This is a genomic window from Marivirga aurantiaca, assembly GCF_016679925.1.
Taxonomy (GTDB): domain Bacteria; phylum Bacteroidota; class Bacteroidia; order Cytophagales; family Cyclobacteriaceae; genus Marivirga; species Marivirga aurantiaca.
Map to the genome: position 1 here is coordinate 1 of NZ_JAEQBW010000013.1, position 18,729 is coordinate 18,729.

The 18,729-nt window shown below is 37.0% G+C and carries 17 protein-coding genes; 11 read left to right on the plus strand and 6 right to left on the minus strand.

Annotation, left to right across the window (positions count from 1 at the left end; all coding sequences use genetic code 11):
* Positions 1 to 154: 154 nt before the first annotated feature.
* From JKA74_RS18175 to JKA74_RS18190, 4 genes are all read right to left on the minus strand, one after another.
* Positions 155 to 1,687: a GH3 family domain-containing protein gene (locus tag JKA74_RS18175; RefSeq protein WP_201432663.1), complete on the minus strand. Its 1,533-nt coding sequence runs from the start codon at positions 1,685 to 1,687 to the stop codon at positions 155 to 157.
* A gap of 30 nt (positions 1,688 to 1,717) precedes the next feature.
* The gene (locus JKA74_RS18180; RefSeq protein WP_201432664.1) at positions 1,718 to 2,536 is read right to left on the minus strand and encodes a Cof-type HAD-IIB family hydrolase; all 819 of its coding nucleotides are present in this window, start codon (positions 2,534 to 2,536) and stop codon (positions 1,718 to 1,720) included.
* 27 nt (positions 2,537 to 2,563) lie between these two features.
* Positions 2,564 to 2,851 (minus strand): YecA family protein, encoded by a 288-nt coding sequence (locus tag JKA74_RS18185; RefSeq protein ID WP_201432665.1) that lies wholly within the window; start codon positions 2,849 to 2,851, stop codon positions 2,564 to 2,566.
* Between the two features lie 74 nt (positions 2,852 to 2,925).
* Entirely contained in the window at positions 2,926 to 3,864 is a 939-nt protein-coding gene (locus tag JKA74_RS18190; protein ID WP_201432666.1) for a hydrogen peroxide-inducible genes activator, read from the minus strand.
* Between the two features lie 242 nt (positions 3,865 to 4,106).
* Between JKA74_RS18190 and JKA74_RS18195 the strand changes: the two genes are divergently transcribed.
* The 6 genes from JKA74_RS18195 to JKA74_RS18220 all read left to right on the plus strand — a co-directional run bounded on the left by JKA74_RS18195 (position 4,107) and on the right by JKA74_RS18220 (position 9,277).
* Complete coding sequence (locus JKA74_RS18195) at positions 4,107 to 5,129, plus strand: Fe(3+) ABC transporter substrate-binding protein (protein WP_201432667.1); 1,023 nt, start codon at positions 4,107 to 4,109, stop codon at positions 5,127 to 5,129.
* A 69-nt stretch (positions 5,130 to 5,198) separates the two neighbouring features.
* Positions 5,199 to 6,800, plus strand: a complete 1,602-nt coding sequence (locus tag JKA74_RS18200; protein WP_201432668.1) for an ABC transporter permease — start codon at positions 5,199 to 5,201, stop codon at positions 6,798 to 6,800.
* Complete coding sequence (locus JKA74_RS18205) at positions 6,781 to 7,848, plus strand: ABC transporter ATP-binding protein (protein WP_201432669.1); 1,068 nt, start codon at positions 6,781 to 6,783, stop codon at positions 7,846 to 7,848. The genes JKA74_RS18200 and JKA74_RS18205 overlap by 20 nt, the downstream gene beginning before the upstream one ends.
* A gap of 51 nt (positions 7,849 to 7,899) precedes the next feature.
* On the plus strand, positions 7,900 to 8,388 hold the full coding sequence (locus JKA74_RS18210; RefSeq protein ID WP_201432670.1) for a Fur family transcriptional regulator: 489 nt from the start codon (positions 7,900 to 7,902) through the stop codon (positions 8,386 to 8,388).
* A gap of 218 nt (positions 8,389 to 8,606) precedes the next feature.
* Positions 8,607 to 8,957, plus strand: coding sequence for a hypothetical protein (locus JKA74_RS18215; RefSeq protein WP_201432671.1), 351 nt, complete (start codon positions 8,607 to 8,609; stop codon positions 8,955 to 8,957).
* Complete coding sequence (locus tag JKA74_RS18220; protein WP_201432672.1) at positions 8,954 to 9,277, plus strand: HPF/RaiA family ribosome-associated protein; 324 nt, start codon at positions 8,954 to 8,956, stop codon at positions 9,275 to 9,277. Before JKA74_RS18215 ends, JKA74_RS18220 begins: the two co-directional genes overlap by 4 nt.
* 12 nt (positions 9,278 to 9,289) lie before the next feature.
* On the opposite strand, the gene JKA74_RS18225 is transcribed toward JKA74_RS18220, so the two are convergent.
* Both JKA74_RS18225 and JKA74_RS18230 read right to left on the minus strand, forming a co-directional pair.
* Entirely contained in the window at positions 9,290 to 11,113 is a 1,824-nt protein-coding gene (locus JKA74_RS18225) for an ATP-binding protein (RefSeq protein ID WP_201432673.1), read from the minus strand.
* Between the two features lie 254 nt (positions 11,114 to 11,367).
* A complete protein-coding gene (locus JKA74_RS18230) occupies positions 11,368 to 12,513 on the minus strand; it encodes a glycerate kinase (protein ID WP_201432674.1) in 1,146 nt (381 codons plus the stop codon).
* A gap of 279 nt (positions 12,514 to 12,792) precedes the next feature.
* Here JKA74_RS18230 and hemB point away from each other — a divergent pair, with 279 nt between their 5' ends.
* The 5 genes from hemB to JKA74_RS18255 all read left to right on the plus strand — a co-directional run bounded on the left by hemB (position 12,793) and on the right by JKA74_RS18255 (position 18,656).
* Positions 12,793 to 13,767 carry a porphobilinogen synthase gene (hemB, locus tag JKA74_RS18235; RefSeq protein ID WP_201432675.1) on the plus strand — a complete coding sequence of 325 codons (975 nt, stop codon included), beginning with the start codon at positions 12,793 to 12,795 and terminating at the stop codon, positions 13,765 to 13,767.
* A 165-nt stretch (positions 13,768 to 13,932) separates the two neighbouring features.
* Positions 13,933 to 16,083, plus strand: a complete 2,151-nt coding sequence (locus JKA74_RS18240; protein WP_201432676.1) for a TonB-dependent receptor — start codon at positions 13,933 to 13,935, stop codon at positions 16,081 to 16,083.
* Between the two features lie 11 nt (positions 16,084 to 16,094).
* Positions 16,095 to 16,748: a tetratricopeptide repeat protein gene (locus JKA74_RS18245; RefSeq protein ID WP_201432677.1), complete on the plus strand. Its 654-nt coding sequence runs from the start codon at positions 16,095 to 16,097 to the stop codon at positions 16,746 to 16,748.
* Between the two features lie 91 nt (positions 16,749 to 16,839).
* The gene (locus JKA74_RS18250; protein ID WP_201432678.1) at positions 16,840 to 17,907 is read left to right on the plus strand and encodes a sensor histidine kinase; all 1,068 of its coding nucleotides are present in this window, start codon (positions 16,840 to 16,842) and stop codon (positions 17,905 to 17,907) included.
* Positions 17,904 to 18,656, plus strand: a complete 753-nt coding sequence (locus JKA74_RS18255) for a LytR/AlgR family response regulator transcription factor (protein WP_201432679.1) — start codon at positions 17,904 to 17,906, stop codon at positions 18,654 to 18,656. The genes JKA74_RS18250 and JKA74_RS18255 overlap by 4 nt, the downstream gene beginning before the upstream one ends.
* The last annotated feature ends 73 nt before the right edge of the window (positions 18,657 to 18,729 follow it).

Below are 18,729 nucleotides of genomic sequence, written 5' to 3' on the forward strand. Positions count from 1 at the left end.
TACAAAAAAAAGCTCATTGAAACACATTTCAATGAGCTCTAGTCAAAATAAGTATATCTATCTTAATATCAGTTGTTTACAATCAGTTTTAAGGCATTTTACCAACTATTTTTGGCAATTAAATCATTTAAAAGTATACCACCACACCTGAATACTAAGTGGCTGATTTCACAAAATCTTCAAATTCTGAGAAAGCCTCTTCCTTCATCACTTTAGCTACTTTTACTTGTCCTCCTTTGTTTTTTTTATTGTCATTCCAACTAATAAACACATCTGCAGGTATAAGGGAAATCTTTATACCCTTTAGGGCTTTATTTCTGGCTACTTTGTAATTCTTATTATTCTCCTGTAGGTTTTTATCCAGGTAATTTTTCAATTCTTCCTGATTAATTAGAGTAAAATCGCCCTCCACTCCAAAATACCAATGATGTATATATTCATTGTTTTCCCTTACTGCTGCAACAGTAAATTCTTTAATGTTAATAGGGAAATTGTCATTGATATTGCTTACCGCATCATCCATTCTATTCACTGATAACTGTGAGCCTACCACGTTTAGGAAAAATTTTGTACGGCCTGTTATTTTAATCTCAGCACGCTCTTTATCCGTAAAAACAATGGTGTCCCCAATCATATAGCGCCAAGCCCCGGCCACAGTGGATATTATTAAAATGTAATCTACATTTTCTTCTACATCAGCAATAGTAATGGATTTTGCATCTGCTGCAATAGAGCCATCTTCATTCATGTTTTTCGCTTCGAATGGTATAAATTCAAAGAAAATTCCATTATCACAGATCAACTGCATAGAGCTGGTTTCCGGCCTCACCTGAGTAGCCAAGTAACCTTCAGAGGCTAAATAGGTGTCAATATATTGTACTGGTTTGCCAAATAATTTATCAAAGCTTTTTTTATAGGGGTCAAGTGCTACCCCACCTGAAGTAAAAACGGCCAAATTAGGCCAAATATCATGAATGGTCTCCAACTTGTGGTACTCAATCACTCGCTGCAACATCAGTTCAATCCAGGATGGAATACCGGATATACTACCTACATCCCAATTTTTAGCTTCTTCTGCTATTCTCTGCACCCTTTCATCCCAATCATCAATACTACTAATTTCAAGTCCTGGTTTATAAAATCTTTTGAACCAGTTGGGGATGTTGGCTGCACTAATCCCGCTAATTTCTCCCTCCAGGTGACCTCCCACCTGGTTCAGATTAGTACTTGAGCCCAGCATCAATATTTCTTTATCAAAAAATGTTTCCGGCAGATCCTTAAAATTTGGCAAACTCAGAACCTGGTACATCCCGGCTTTTCTCACACTTTCCAGCATATCCTCGGTAACAGGAATGTGCTTACTGCTGCTAGTGGTGCCTGCACTTACGGCAAAATATTCGCAAACGCCCGGCCAGCAAATATCAGGTTTTCCCTCCAGTGTTTTGTTCCACCATTCTTTGGCTATTTTATCATAATCATGATAGGGTACTTCTTTGCTAAATGCTTCAAATAAGTTTTCCTGATCCAAAAGCTGTCTGAAACCATAGTATTTCCCAAAGGCCGTATCTTTTGCAGAGTCAAGCAAATCTTCCAAAACCTCATGTTGGGCTTTTTCAGGTGCCTCTTTATTTTGTAATTTACTACCTACAGCAATCGCTGATTTAATCAGATTACCAATTATTTCCATTCAAAAATTGAGTTAATTAAAAAATGAGCTTCAGGAAAGGTTGAGGAAATATTTCTCAATCGCTTTTGCCACACCATCTTCTTTGGCCGAATCGGTAATTTCATTAGCCACTGCTTTTAATTCTTCTCTGGCGTTTTGCACTGCAATACCTTTTCCTACTACATTTAACAGCTCTATGTCATTAAAGTTGTCTCCGAAAGCTATAACATCATCAACTGAGAATTTATATTTATTTTTTAAGAGTAAAGCCAAAGCGGAAGCCTTAGATATTTGAAGTGGAGCAATCTCTAAATAAGTATCCTTGGAGCGATAAAGATGGAGAGGTTCCTTTTGGTCTTTCAGTTGCTTTACCAATGCATCTATCAGCTGAGGATCACCCATGCACATGATTTTATGTGCCCCTGTTTGAGTAGCATGCCAACGACTGATGATAGCTGAATTGGAGAGGATTTTGGCCTGAACCTGCGTGTTGTTTATTTCTCTTTCTGTCCATTCGTCAAGAGAGGGGGCATACCAATGGTCTTCAAAATAAAAGCTGGCATGCAAGGAACTCTTTTCAGCCCAGGAAGCAATTTTTCTGGCAATAGGAAAAGGGATGGTAACAGAATCCAATGTGCGGATAATATGCCCCTGATCTATCACATATCCTCCATTATAACATATTAATGGGTGCTTTTCTATCCCTAGTACTTGCTGTAAGTGCCGCATGGCAGCGGGCATTCTAGAAGAGGCTAAGATGACAGGAATATCATCATCAAGGGAGCGAATAGCAGAAATAGTCCTTTCTGAAAGTTTTCTGTTTGCATTTAATAATGTACCATCTATATCAGTACAAATTGCTTTATACATTCTAATAATATATCTGAATTGAAAAATTTAAATATCATGGTAATGGCCATGTTCCTTAGACCAAACTTTCCCAGGAGGGGCTTCACCAGGTGGTGGGGGTGTTAATGATTGGTTGGTATTGTTATTCCTTGAAGAAGGAGTATTATCAGAATTGTAAAAAATTGAGAATCCTGCAATTGCTAGTATGACAACAAATACAGAAATAAAAAGGATGTTCTTGTTACTGGTAATTTCACCACTACGCCCCATATGGCAATTCTTGTATTTCTTACCACTTCCACAATGGCAGAGATCATTTCTTCCTATTTCTTTCATCCTCTTTTATTTTATATATCAATTTACGATTTTTATTATCTTTTCTGCAATTTTTTAAGAATACGGAATACTCCTCAACGCCATTTAATAATTTGTAATTCATTTTCATCCCTGTTTTTCACATGCTCAGGAAGATTTCCCATAATTTCCTTTTGCAGTGACTCAATCAATCTTCTTTTTAGGAAATCCCTTTTCATCACCAGGCTCACTTCGCGAAATGGAGTGGGCATTTTAAAAGTATGTAATTTGCGTTTATCCAATTCCGACAGGTCTAAGGTGGCCAGTTCTGGCAGCAATGTAATACCTCCTTGTTTATCCACCATTCTTTTCAATGCTTCCAGAGAACCGCTTTGATAGTTTAACACATTGTCGAGATTTCTGTTTTGACAAATATTCAATACTTGTTCCCTAAAGCAATGCCCCTCATTAAGTAACCACAAATCAACTGATTCCAAATCTTTGCCATTAATCACCTCACCTTCCTGAATGGAAGTCCTATGCGCATAAGCAAGAAATTTTTCATAGTAAATGGGGATTTCCCTGATAGAAGGATCATCTATTGGACCGACTACGATTCCTACATCTAAAGACTCATCTTTAACCTTCTGTAAGGTGGCTGCTGTCAATAATTCCTCCACCTGAATGTTTACCTCGGGATAATTTTGCATAAAACTAGTAGCAAAAAGAGGAATTAGGTAAGGTGCAATAGTAGGAATAATACCTATTTTTAGATCCCCTGCAATTTCAGTTTTCTGATCTTCAATCAATTCCTCCATTTTCTTGGCCTCATTCACCACTCTCCGGGCTTGCTCTACCAATACAACACCTAATTCTGTTGGCACTACAGGATGTCTGCTTCTATCGAAGATTTTTACTCCCAGGTTTTCTTCCAACTTATTAATTTGCATACTTAAGGTAGGCTGTGTAATAAAGCACTTGTCTGCTGCCTTACCAAAATGACGGTAAGTATCCAATGCTATTATATATTCCAATTGGGATATGGTTGCTTTCATAATTCAGCTGTAATATGGGAAATCAAAGTTAAAATAATACGCATCATTTACTCCGCAAATCTTCCTAAAAGCTTTGAAATACTTTCTTTAGTTTCACTTATTTCTCACAAACGCAATTTATCTATTCTTATCATGAAAAATGACGGAGGAGGGATTAAAATAAAGCAATATCTTATTTAGAATTAATCCAATTATTTATAGATTTGCAGAAGTTTAACTTAAGATTAATTAAAAATAGTGAAATGAAAAATATAATCATTATTGCACTTACGCTCTTAAGTGTATGGGCGTGTTCAGGAAAAAAAGAATCACAAAAAGAGGTAAATGTTTATACTCATCGACATTATGAGGCGGATCAACAACTGTTTGCTGATTTTGAAGAGAAAACAGGCATAAAGGTTAATGTAGTAAGTGCCAATGCTGATGAATTAATTCAAAAAATGACTTTAGAGGGAGAAAACTCCCCTGCTGATGTGTTAATAACTGTTGATGCCGGCAGGTTACACAGAGCCAAATCCGCTAATTTATTGCAGCCAATTCAATCTGAAGAATTAGAGAAAATCGTTCCTTCAAATCTGAGAGATGTAGACAACCAATGGTTCGGTTTAACCTATAGAGGAAGGGCAATTGTTTATAATCCGGAAACAATCAGCGCGGATCAAATTTCTACCTATGAGGCTCTGGGAGATGAGGCCATTAAAGGAAGATTATTAATCCGTTCTTCCTCAAACATTTATAACCAATCACTCCTTGCCTCCATTGTGGCGCATAAAGGGGAGGAAGAGGCTACTGAATGGGCAAAAGCAGTGGTGGAGAATTTGGCCAGAAATCCAAAAGGAGGAGATCGTGATCAAATAAAGGCTATTGTTGCCGGTGAAGGTGATGTGGCTGTTTCCAACACTTATTATTTAGGGAAAATGTTAAATTCTTCCAACGCAGAGGAGGTAGAAATAGCCAATGCCGTAAAAATACTTTTCCCTAACCAGGATGGCAGGGGAACCCACATCAATGTAAGTGGAGCTGGAGTAGCTAAATATGCCCCCAACAAGGAAAACGCTGTGAAATTCATCGAGTTTTTAGTGTCAGAAGAAGCGCAGAAAGTTTTTGCAGGTGTTAATTATGAATACCCTGTAAATGAAAAAGTTGAATGGGCGGAAACTTTGAAAAGTTGGGGAGAATTTAAAGCTGATAGCCTGAACCTCTCTTTGTTGGGTGAAAACAATGAAATAGCCGTGAAAATTTTTGACAGGGCTGGCTGGAAATAAAGCGTGCAGAAGGAGAAATTATTAAAATTATTTAAAAAGTATGCCAATGGGTGGTCTATAGCATTAATTATGCTTGTACTACTCATTGGCCTGCCTATTTACACCCTCCTGTTTAAATTTTTTGATGGTGGCTCCAGCGAAGTATGGAACCATTTATTGGAAACCGTTCTCAGCGATTACATTCTCAATTCCATTGGGCTGGTAATAGTAGTCAGCATTCTCACCCTTTTGACAGGCATATCCACAGCATGGATTGTAAGTACATGTGAAATACCTTTCCGTAAACATTTTGAATGGATTCTTATTCTGCCACTGGCCATTCCTACTTATATAGCAGCTTACACTTATGCCGGTATTTTTGACTATGCCGGCCCAATTCAAAGTTTTTTCAGAAATATTGGATGGATAGAAATCGCCTATATTGATATTATGAATTTCTGGGGAGTTGCTGTTGTGATGTCTTTGGTGCTTTTTCCTTATGTCTACGTAGTTGCCCGTTCTTCTTTTATGAACCAATCCTCCACATTATTGGAAGCATCAAGAATATTGGGAAGTTCTTCCTGGCGAACTTTCTTTAAAATAGCACTACCCATCAGCAGACCTGCCATCATTGGAGGGGTTTCACTGGTGGTCATGGAAGTACTCAATGATTATGGAGCTGTAAAGTATTATGGAGTAAGCACATTTACCACTGGTATTTTCCGCGCATGGTTTTCATTAGGTGATCCCAATGCCGCTATCAACCTTTCAGGTTTACTAATGCTCTTTATTCTTCTTCTTTTAAGTTTAGAAAGGTGGCAAAGGGGCAAAACTAAATTTGATGAAGGCGCCAAGATAGGAAGAAAGCTCAAGAGGTATCAATTGAAAAGCTGGAAAAAAGCCTTAGCATGGACTGTGTGCTTTATACCTCTTTTCCTGGGCTTTATTGCACCTGTATTTCAACTAATCATATGGTCTGTTCAAACAATTCAGTCTGTTTTTAATACTGATTTTTTCCTGATGATGCTCCATAGTTTTGGCCTGGCACTTTTAGCAGCCGCCCTCTGTGTTCTTTTTTCTGTTATTATACTTTATGCAGTAAAAATTCACCAGAACAAAACCTTTAACATCCTGGCGAAAATTGCTTCTTTGGGGTATTCTATTCCCGGAGCTGTAATAGCAATAGGTATTATGATCCCTCTTTTAGGACTCGATAAACAATTAATTCAAATATGGAAGAACCATTTTGATAGCAATATTGGTTTGATTTTTAGTAGTACATTATTTGCCCTTACCTTTGCTTATATAGTGCGATTTCTTACTGTATCATTAAATCCCATTGAAGCCGCATTTAAAAAAACTGGGACAGGAATAGATGAAGCAGCCCATTCGTTGGGAGCCGGAAGTATGAAAACATTGTGGAGAATAAATATCCCCTTAATCAGAAGTGCTTTATTCTCAGGAGGAATTTTAGTATTTGTGGATATATTAAAAGAATTACCCCTCACATTAATTTTGAGGCCTTTTAATTTCCATACCTTAGCTACCAAAGCTTATGAACTGGCCAGTGATGAGATGGTGGCCGAATCTGCCACTCCTTCATTGATAATTATTCTAATTGGAATAGTTCCTATAATTATTTTAAACAGGTTAATGAAAAGTCCTCAAGAGAATGGAAGTATTATCGATTAAACACCTGAGCAAAAAATTTGGCAAAAAGCTTAAATATGCCGTGAATAATGCGGATTTGACCGTTGAAAGAGGCGAACTTCTGGCATTGGTAGGGGAAAGTGGTAGTGGAAAAACCACCCTTTTACGATTAGTTGCAGGATTTGAAGAGGCCGATAAAGGAATTATCTCCATCAATGGAATCACAGTGGTGAAAGATAATTTCAGTATGAAACCGGAGAAAAGGAAAATTGGAATGGTCTTCCAGGATTATGCCCTTTTCCCGCATTTAACTGTGGCAGAGAACATTGAGTTCGGGCTTAACAAAGATTGTTGTGATGACAAAAAAGCACGCGTTAAGGAAATACTGGAAATGGTTGGGCTTAGTGGGTTTGAAAATAAATATCCCCACATTTTATCAGGTGGTCAACAGCAAAGAGTAGCACTGGCTCGCGCACTGGCCCCCAAACCGGGAGTGATTTTATTGGATGAACCCTTTAGCAACCTGGATGCAGTACTAAAAGACCAGGTAAGGGAAGAGGTAAGAAACATTATCAAAAAAGCCGGGGCAACAGCTCTTTTTGTTACGCACGACATGCGTGATGCTTTATCCTCTGCTGATAGGATCGCCATTTTAAAAGATGGAAAAATACAGCAAGTGGGCACACCAAGAGAACTTTATGACAAACCAGTCAATTTATATGTAGCTAATTTTTTTGGTAAAATAAATGCAATGAATGCCATTGCTAATAAAGGTGTGTATCAATTAAAGTCAGGGGAAATTAAAGGTGTGAACTCTTCGGAAAATGGCCAACTGCTAATTGCCATCAGACCTGAAAATGTAGAAATACTTACCCACAAAGAAGAAAATTCGTTAGAAGCCAAAGTATTGCTTGCTCAATATTTTGGTGATCACCAGCAAGTGCATGCAGATATTGGAACAGAAAGTCATATAGTTATTCATGCGCATGAAAAGATATTATTTCAGAAAGGAGATATTATATATTTAAGGTTCAATCCGGAAAAAATACATGTTTTAGATACATGTTGGTATCCAGGATTAGCAAAATAAGTTAGATTTTATTTAACTTGTCAATATTAACCTTTAAACTCAAAAATTGGAATGTCGGAACCAGTAAAGAAAGAAGTACTTATAAGGGCGAGGAAAATACTGGATGAGTATCTCAACGATCAGAACCTAAGAAAAACCTCCGAGCGTTATGCTGTACTTGACGAACTGTATAAGCTCCCTCAAGATGAGCATATCGATGTGGAATCTTTATTTCTGAAAATGAGAAACAAGGAATACACCATTTCCCGAGCCACAGTTTATAATTCCATTGATCTGTTAGTTGAATGTGGACTAGTGGTAAAACACAATTTCAAAGACAAAAATGCCCTTTACGAACCCGCTCTTACCTATGAGCATCATGACCATCTGGTTTGTAATGACTGCCTGAAAATCAAGGAATTCCTCGATCCTGACATTGAGAATATTAAGGAGAGAGTTGGCCTCTCATTGGGTTCCAAAATTAAATTGCACTCTTTGGTATTTTATGGGGATTGCACCATTCCCAATTGTGAGAATCTTCAGAGAAAGCAAGCGGTTTAACAAATCTTACTTTGCTACTTGTCCTAAAAGGCTATGTTGCTCCATATTCGTTTAAGCATATATTTAAGTTTCAATTATTTGTTTTGAAGAACATTCATTCTTTTTTTAAAGATAAAATGATAGATAAAAATTAATAACTTTTTTCTGTTACTTTTTTCCTCGTAGAAGCTCATTTTACGCAACAATTCCTTCCCAATACCGATTAATAAGGTATGACAATGCAACTACAGGAAACCATACAACACCTCAACAGGATTGTAGAAAATATTGCTGAAATCAACGCACAAGTAAGCGGTATGACCTACGAAGACTTTAATAGCAATGAACCCGTAAGGGAGGTTGTATTTATGCACCTACAGGAAATGGGGCAAGCAGCAAGGGAATTATCAGAAAATCAAAAATTACCTCCTGATATTAATATAGAACCTCTTGTGGCATTTAGAAATGCCAGGTACAATCAGGAAGCAGAATTCGGCCACCAACAGGTATTTAATATGTTACCTGATTTAGAAATAATTGGAGAGCAAATAGAACAGTCAGATTTATATCAAAATAACTTAAGAACATGAATATTACTTTAGAACCCGTAAATTTCAACATCAGTCCGGAACTCGATAATCGTGTGAGGGAAATGTTTAGTAAATTGTCCAAATTCAATGATCAAATTGTTGGCATAGACTTATATCTAAAATCAGTTACTGAATCCAACATAGATGAAAAAGTGGTAGAAGCAAAAGTTTTTCTTCCGGGCAATGATATATTTGTAATGGGCAAGGGTGAAAGTTTTATCACTGCTTCACAGGATTGCTACGATGTAGCAAAAAGAAATGTACGCAAAGCAAAGGAAAGGCTGAAAGACAGACATGAAATAAGACCTGATAAATTATAATGAAGTGGGGCTTTAAGCCTCACTTTTTTTGTATGGAAGGCTTACAAAAAATTGACTCCCCTTCCCTATTTCAGATTCAACCCAAACACTTCCCCCCAATAATTCTACATATTTTTTCACAATCGAAAGCCCCAGCCCCATAGAAGACTCACCTTGTGTTGGTTTTGCGCTTAATTTCTGGTATTTGGAAAAAATTAATTGTTTGTCATTTTGAGTAAGACCCGGCCCTTCATCCTGCACTTTAAACACTACTTTATTATCAATCTGCTCCACACTTAATGAAATCTCCGACCCTGAGTCTGAAAATTTAATGGCATTGGAAACAAGATTTTCAAGGATTTGGGTAAGGAATAAATGATCAGATTTAAAGAGTATAGATTCTTTTAATTTCAGGTCAAGGTGAATGTTCTTGTTTTCTGTTGATTGCCGAAAGCTATTTTTCAATTCAACCATTAGTTGGTTCACATCGATTTCTTCAAATATCACTTTCATTCGATTTCCCTCCAGAGCATCAAGATCAAGTATTTTGTGAATCATCTGATTGAGTCTATTAGCAGACTCTTTAATTTTAGTAATAAGTCCTATGTCTTCTTTAGGTAGATTTGTCTGCTTGATTTGAAAGACTTCTACCAGGCCCGTAATATGGTTAATAGGTGTGCGCAAATCGTGTGCAAGTATTTTGACCAAATTGTTTCTCTCCTCATTTAAGGATGTGAGTTGTATATTTCTATTAAGTAGTTTCTCATTTTTAATCCGGATGTTCTTTTGTTGCAATTCAATCTGTAGTTTTTGCTTAGATAACTTCCGAATGAACTTCTGTTTGTTATACAAAAGAATGAAAATCACTATTGCTGCAACAGTGATAACTATGATGAAAATAATAAGCAGACTTCGGAAATACTTTTCTTTCTCCAGTTGCAACTCAGCATTTTTTATATGATTTAATTGTATCTCTTTTTCTTTGGTAAGTATTGATGCCCCCAAATTATCCTCACCATAAATGTTTTCAATAAACACAAACAATTCCGGGCTGATGTATTTAGACACTATCTTGGCAATCTTCACTTTTGATTCCGGTTCTGACAAATATTCGTTAAGAGGGATATCCCAACTACTATTCGGAGGTAACACAAAAGAATAACCATTCCCTCTCATGGTGAAGAAGTTTTGCCTTGTCAACTCCCCTCCATTTTTAATTAACATGAGATAGATTGGCAAATCAATGAACCCAAATCCCTCTTCAGTTTTACTGATTTCTTCCAAAATATTTTTATCACTGTCTATGTATAGCATATTGAAATGAAGGTTCAATTGCTTTTCTATTTCCCACAAAAACTTCTCATAGGTAGTCCCTTTTATTGTAACCGCTGTTTTTCCATCCATTAGCTTGTTTATTTCATCAAGCGTCTTTACTATAGGGGTTCCTTTAGCGGTAACTAATACCGTCACATCTGAGAGGTAGGATGTCGAGAATTTCATCCTTTTCCTTCTCTCTTCAGTAATGGAAAAGGCAGACACACCAATAGAATTAGGGAAAGGACTACCAGCTATTTTATCCTGAATAGAAACAAAATCTTCAGATTCAATCCAATTCAACTTTAAGTCAATACCATATTTCTCTTTCACAAAAAGTTGAAAATGATTCAACATTTCAACTTCCAGCCCTTTCATGTTTCCAAATTCATCCTGATAGATGAATGGTTTTGACACAAACCAATGTAAATCAAGCTGGGCTGATTTCGATTTATTTGCTTCTTGCCAATGGATAGGCTCATTGGATGCAAATCCTGCCAGGGCAGAAAACACACCAATCAACAAAAAGCAAATCTGAACCATACTTTAATTATTTATTAATAGAATTGTAATTTAACGATATATAAAGTATGATAAAATTTTTTTCTTTGAAAGCCGGATTTGATCCGACCAATACATTACTGGAATATGTGTAAATGGAAATTAATTGGGAAATGACACTAGAAAAGGGAAATGAGAAGCCAAAGCGATCAGGGCTTGCTCAATGTCAGAGAGATTCAATATATCCTCTGTTCCAAAGCAAATATTCAATTTAGGAATAAAGGGGGGGGGGGGCGTTAATATTGCAGAACATACTCCTGAACAGGACGATGTTCCGTTAGCCAATGAAGCAAGGCTTCCTTAAGTACCCTTTTAGGCTTCCTTAATGCTTCTTCCGCACTCCCTGCAAAAGCGGATAGACTAATAATTTCTGTATGGTAAAAATATTTTTCCTGATTGTGCAATTCATTTTCACCCACCAATAAAAGTAAAGGTTTTTTATGCCTTTGACAAAGGCAGTAAACTTCCTCCACTACTTTACAATTCAAAGATTGTTCGTCCAATTTCCCTTCCCCGGAAATCACCAAATCTGCGGTTTTTATATGATGTTCAAGCTGTAACAAATTGCCGATATAAGTAGCTCCCGCTTTCATGGTGGCCTTTAGAAAAAAAGAAGCCCCGCCCCCCAAACCACCTGCTGCCCCTGAGCCGGGAAATTGATCTATTGAAAAATGAAAGTCCTTTTTAATGATTTTTGCCAGATGTTTCAGCCCCTGATCTACTTTTATACAATCTTCATTATCCAATCCCTTTTGAGGCCCATACTGAAAAGCTGCCCCTGTTGGCCCATATAGCGGGTTATTCACATCAGCCAGAACAGTTACTTTTATCTTTTTAAGCCAATCTTTTTTAGGAGGAATAATTTTGTCAATCTCAGAAAGAGTGCCTCCCGTAGGTATAAAGGATTCACCATTTTTCTTTAAAAAAGTATAGCCCAAAGCATTTGCCATCCCCGTGCCTCCATCATTTGTAGCACTCCCACCTATACATAAAATTATACTTTTGGCGCCTTTTTTTACGGCATCCCTGATCAATTCACCAGTGCCGTAAGTTGTAGTAATCAGTCCATTCAAACGGGAGTAATTCAGTAATTTTGAACCTGAAGCATTGGCCATTTCTATATAAGCCTCTTTTCTTTCTGTAGAAAGATAATACTTCGCTAAAATTCTCCTCCTAAGTGGCCCATGCACTAAAATTTTTATCATTTCAGCTTTATAATATTTACTTAAAATGGCGGAAGACCCCTCTCCTCCATCAGCCATTGGAATTTTGATAATTTTCGATTGAGGGGAATAAACACTCATAGTCCATTCCACAATTTCAGCTACCTCATGGGCAGTAAGGCTACCTTTAAACTTATCGGGAGTGACAACTATTTTCATTTTATTTGCGATTTAAAATTTTTACATTAAAAAAAATGGGCATCTAATCAAGATATATCCACTTAATTATTTTTACGGAGAAAACTACCTGAAAGCCTTTATTTTAGCATTTTATTTTAATTCATTATTTAATTCCTTTATCAAACTCCTTCGAAACACTACTCATTCTTACTTGCTGATGTGAATCTGTTTTCAATTAGCACCCTCTCAAAAAGATGGCGATTTGCCAACTGATACCATAAAAAACCGTATTTTTGGGGATTAATTAAAAGTCATTCCATGCTACGCAGACCCAGAAGAAATCGTAAATCTATTGCCATTAGGGAAATGGTGGAAGAAACCACTCTTACCACTAAAGATTTTATCTTTCCCTTATTCTTATTGGAAGGGAAAAACAAGAAAATCGAAGTGGATAGCATGCCTGGTATTTTCCGACTAACAACTGACTTAATGTTAAAGGAAATTGAAGAATGTTTAAAGCTTGGGATTAAAGCGTTTGATATTTTTCCGGTAGTAGATGAGAAGTATAAGGATAAAATGGCCACTCAAAGTGCGAATGAGAAATTCTTTTACCTAAAAGCCCTAAAAGAAATTAAAGCTCAATTTCCTGAAGCATGCATTATGACAGATGTGGCAATGGATCCTTATAGCAGTGATGGCCATGATGGTATTGTAGATGAAAATGGCAATATTCTTAATGATGAAACTTTGGAAGTCCTGGCTGATATGGCATTGGCTCAAGCAGCAACAGGTATAGATATTATTGGACCTTCGGATATGATGGATGGTCGGGTGGAAGTAATAAGGGATGTATTGGATGATAATAATTTCGAAAATGTATCCATCATGAGTTATTCTGCAAAATATGCCAGTGCTTTTTACGGCCCATTTCGTGATGCTTTGGATTCAGCACCTAAATCTGGCGATAAAAAAACCTATCAAATGAATCCTGCCAATAAACACGAAGCTCTGATTGAAGCCGAATTGGATGCCGATGAAGGGGCTGATTTCCTGATGGTAAAACCTGCTTTGGCTTATTTGGATGTGATTCATTTATTAAAAGAAAACCATGAACTACCTATTGCAGCTTATAATGTAAGCGGGGAATACAGCATGATTAAAGCAGCCGCCCAAAAGGGTTGGTTAAATGGTGAGCTTGCAATGATGGAAAGTTTGTTAAGCATCAAAAGAGCTGGGGCCGATGTGATCCTCAGTTATTTTGCAAAGGAAGCAGCATTACTTCTAAAGAAGTAATGCATACGCCTACTCTGTATACATAGCAAATAGTGGCATCTATTTAGATGCCACTAAATCTCCATCTCATCTTAATATCGCTTCATCCGCTTAATTCTACAGTTCAGTAAGCTTTAATTTTTCAGGAGTGTACTTTGCCCCACATTTGGTGCAAAGAAAAGCACTATGAAAACATTTATTACTTTCGTCTTAATGATCAGCGCCTCTGTTGGAATAGCTCAAACAGAAATTAAAGGAATTGTGAAAGATTCTAAAGGAGAGCCATTGCCCGGAGTGAATGTATTTATCCAAAATACTTACGATGGCACCTCCACAAAGCCTGATGGTTCCTTTTCGTTCTCCAGTGATGAAACAGGTGATCAAATCCTTATTCTCCAATCTGTTGGGTTTAAAAAACAAGAACTAAGTGTACAACTGACAGGAGAACCGATTGAAAATAATGTTACACTCAAAGAATCCATAGACCAGCTTAATGCAGTTACCATTACTGCCGGGGCAATGGAAGCCTCAGATGAAAATAAGGCAGTGGTACTTAAGCCATTGGATATAGTAACTACACCAAGTGCAATGGGCGATGTGGTCGGAGCACTTCAAACCTTGCCCGGCACCTCCACTGTGGGCAATGACGGTAGATTATTTGTAAGAGGTGGAGATGCTTCTGAAACAGCTATTTTTATTGACGGACTTAAAGTAGGCAATGCGTTTGGAACAACTGCCAATAATGTGCCTACCCGCACACGTTTTAACCCTAATCTTTTTAAAGGTTCATTTTTTAGCACAGGTGGTTATTCAGCTGAATATGGACAGGCACTATCTTCTGCTTTAGTGTTGAACACTGTAGATATTCCAGTCAGAAACCAAGGTGATATAAGTTTAATGTCTGTTGGTGGTGGCTACGCCCAAACTTTAGTAGGCGAGAAAAACAGTTTAACGGCTTCTGCTAATTATTTTGATCTTACTCCTTATCAATCCCTTGTTAAGCAAAATTTCGATTGGGAAAGGAGTCCTCATGGATGGGATGCGTCCATATCTGCAAGACAAAAATGGGGAAATAGCGGAATGGTTAAAGCCTATCTCCATAAAGAATCCAGCGGAATGGAAATTTGGCAGGCAGAGCCAGGTGTTGATGGTAAAGGTTCATTGGTGAAGATTAAAAATGATTATACTTATGCTCAAAGTAGTTTTAAGCAAATTGGAAAAAATGACTGGAGTTATACAGGTGGACTCTCCTACTCTCTCAATAAGGATCAAATTAAATTAGGTGGCTTGGATATTGTTCAGCAAACTGAACTTTTCCATGCCAAAGGTGTGGCTGTGAAGGATTTCTCTCCGGCTTTCTCTACAAAAATGGGTGTGGAAACATACTGGTCAGGCTATGAACAATCATTGGTGTCAGAAGACTTAAGCAGGAATTTTATGGATCAACAATATAACGCCTTTATAGAATCGGATTACTATGTCAACAATCAATTGATATTCCGTGGTGGCCTGCGTTCTGGTTATAGTAAACTTAATGATGAATTATGGATAGATCCCCGTGCCTCTGTATCCTACAAATTCAGAAGTGATGGACAAATTTCATTTGCTTATGGCACTTTCAGTCAATTGCCTGAAGAAAGATTTAGAGTGGTTGACAATGAGTTAGGGAATACAAAAGCCACACATTGGATTCTTAATTATTTCCACTCTAAAAATGGCAGGACCTTCCGTGCAGAAGCCTTTTATAAAGGATATGATCAACTACTCACATTTGAAGGTGATGTTCAATTTCCTGAACAACTCCGATTGGATGGGAACGGGGTCGCTAAAGGAATGGATTTCTTTTTCAGAGACAATAAAACTTTCAAAAATACTGATTTTTGGATCACCTACAGTTTGGTGGATTCAGAGAGAAAATTTGGGGGATATCAAACTTCTGTTCAGCCGGGATTTGCTCCCTTGCACAATGGATCCGTGGTTGTGAAACATTTTATTTCACCCCTTAAATCGCAAATAGGTATGTCTTTTAGTATGAATGATGGTTATACTTATACCAACCCTAATATTCCCGGAGAGCAAAATTCAAAAACAAAAAGCTATCAGGATTTAAGCCTGAGTTGGAGTTATCTCCCCAAACCTAATCTTATTATCCACTTAGCATGTAGCAATGTTTTAGGAAGAAATAATGTGTTCGGTTACCAATATGCCTCAGAAACTAATGACAACAATCTTTTTACAGGTATGCCCATACAACAAGGTGCTCCAAGATTCCTTTTTCTAGGGGTATTTCTTACACTTTCTTCAGATAAAAAAGCAAATCAATTAAACAATCTATAAATCCTATAATTATGAAAAAGTACACACTTATTTTCGCTTTGTTCCTGTTCGGAATATGCACTTCCAATGCCAATGATCCTGCTTATATTAAAGCAATGGCAAAACAATTAGAAGCTTTAGAAAAAGCGCAAACAACAACTGATTTTCAAGAGGTGGCTAATGGATTCAATCGCATAGCCGAAAAGAACTCAGAAGAATGGTTAGCAGATTATTACGCAGGTTTGGCATTGGTAAATGCCGGGTTCAGAAGCCAGGAAGGCATAAAAGAAAAAGATGCTTTTTACCATGAAGCAAAAAACCATGTAGAAAAAGCCATCAAGGCACATGGTGAGAATGCTGAGCTTTTGACTCTAAAGGGCTATGCTTTGATGGGAGAGTTATCGGCTGATCCCGGGAGCAGAGGACAACATATGTCCAGTGTAGTAATGGGAGCCTTTGGAAAAGCACTATCAATGGATCCTGAAAATCCCAGGGCAATGGTAATGATGGCTCAGATGGAGTTAGGTATGGCGCAATTTTTTGGTCAGGGGCCAGAGAAAGCTTGTGGCATGGCACAAAAAAGCATGCAACTTTTCGAGAAGGAAGCGGCTAAGACTTCCGAGAAAGATATTTCACCACGCTGGGGCAAGGATATGGCCGAACAGATGATTACTCAATGCAAATAATTTCCCTATAAACCTGCCGGGTTTTTCAAGTTCCGGCAGGCTTTATATGTATATAAAAAACAAAACATTATCTTTAAGCTAAACTGACCAAATGATAAATAACAGTGCCCTCTCTAAAATTTGCTCCATTAAAACCTTAAAGGATTTTCTATTCCTTAATTTAGGTATTGCCTTTTTATTAATGCTTTTTTATTGTCCCACCTGCTTTTTATCCTTAGAGGGGATTAGAAATATTTTACCGGATTTTATTTTTTCCTTTTTGATGTCATCTGCATTGAGTATGGGAGGATACGCAGTAGAAGCCTATTTTGACAATAAAATTAGCTGGATAGAATTCCCGGTGAAAAGGCTGTTTCTTACTGTCGTGATTTACCTGCTATACTCATTTATTGTAAGCTATACTTTGTCCGTAATGTACGGGTTATTAACCTCTGATACTTTAACCCTCCAAAATATATCGTGGACAAGAATGTTGGAAAATACTGTAGTACCAATAGTTATTGCATTGGTAATCATTTCTATTTTCACTGCCAGATCATGGTTATACGAATGGCGGAATGCAGCTATTGAAACCGAGCAACTTAGATCGGAAAAGTTAGCCGGCCAGTATCAATCATTAAAGGATCAATTAAACCCCCATTTCCTTTTTAATTCACTGAATGTACTTTCCAGTTTAGTCTATGAAAATGCTGATAAATCTGCCGCCTTTATCCAGCAGCTTTCCAGGATTTATCGTTATGTATTGGATATGCAATTTGAAGAGTTGGTGAGTGTGGAAGAAGAGTTGAATTTTGCTAAAAATTATTTAAGCCTTCAGAAAATCAGATTTGAGGAAAGTTTAATTTTCCACATCAAAATCGAGAACAATAAAGATTTGTATTTACCTCCATTGTCATTACAGCTGTTGTTGGAAAATGCCATCAAACACAATATTGCGAGTATGGAGCATCCACTAACAATTAATATTGAAGAGAAAGATGGGAAATTAATTGTAAGAAACAATTATCAACCAAAAATCACCAAAGACAGTGAGAACAGAGGCATAGGATTGGAAAACATCAAAAAAAGATATGCCCTCTTAAGCAAAAAAACACCACTGGTGATAGAAATGGAAAAGGAATTTTTAGTAGAACTTCCTTTATTAAGTTTAAACAAATGAGAGTACTAATCATAGAAGATGAAAGACCAGCTGCGGCTCGTATGAAAAAATTAATTACCGAATATCTACCTGAAGCTGAAATTTTTGGACATTTAGATAGTATTTCATCTGCTGTGAAATGGCTGCAAAAAGAAGCTAGCCCAGACCTCATTTTCTGTGATATCCAATTGGCTGATGGGCAAAGTTTCGAAATATTTGAGCAGGTGAAAGTAGCTTCCCCCATCATTTTCACTACCGCTTACGATCAATATGCCATTAAAGCCTTTAAACTCAATTCTGTAGATTACCTTTTAAAACCTATTGATCCTATTGAATTAGAACAATCTATTCAGAAATTCAAAAATTATCAATTACAACCACAGATAGATCTAAATCAAATAAAAGATTTGCTAAAGCCTCAATCTGCCAATTACAAAAGCAGGTTTATGGTAAAAATTGGAGAAAAAATCCAAAGTATACCTACTGAAAATATTGCATACATCCTAAGTGCTGAAAAAACCACTTTTATATGCTTAAAAGAAGGAAGAAGGCTTATTTTGGATTACACCCTCGATCAATTGGAAGAAATGCTGAATCCGAAACTCTTTTTCAGAATTAACAGAAAATACATCTCATCATTTGAAGCCATTGGAGAAATTTACTCCTATTCAAACAGTAGGTTGAAAATTAAACTGAAAGGATGCGATGACAATGACATTCTCATCAGTCGGGAAAAAGTATCCACTTTTAAGGAATGGCTGGATGGCTAGGATAATTGCCCTTCCTCTTTTATTTAAAGAAAAATTCAATAGACAGAAAATATTGAAACAGATGATAGCCCTA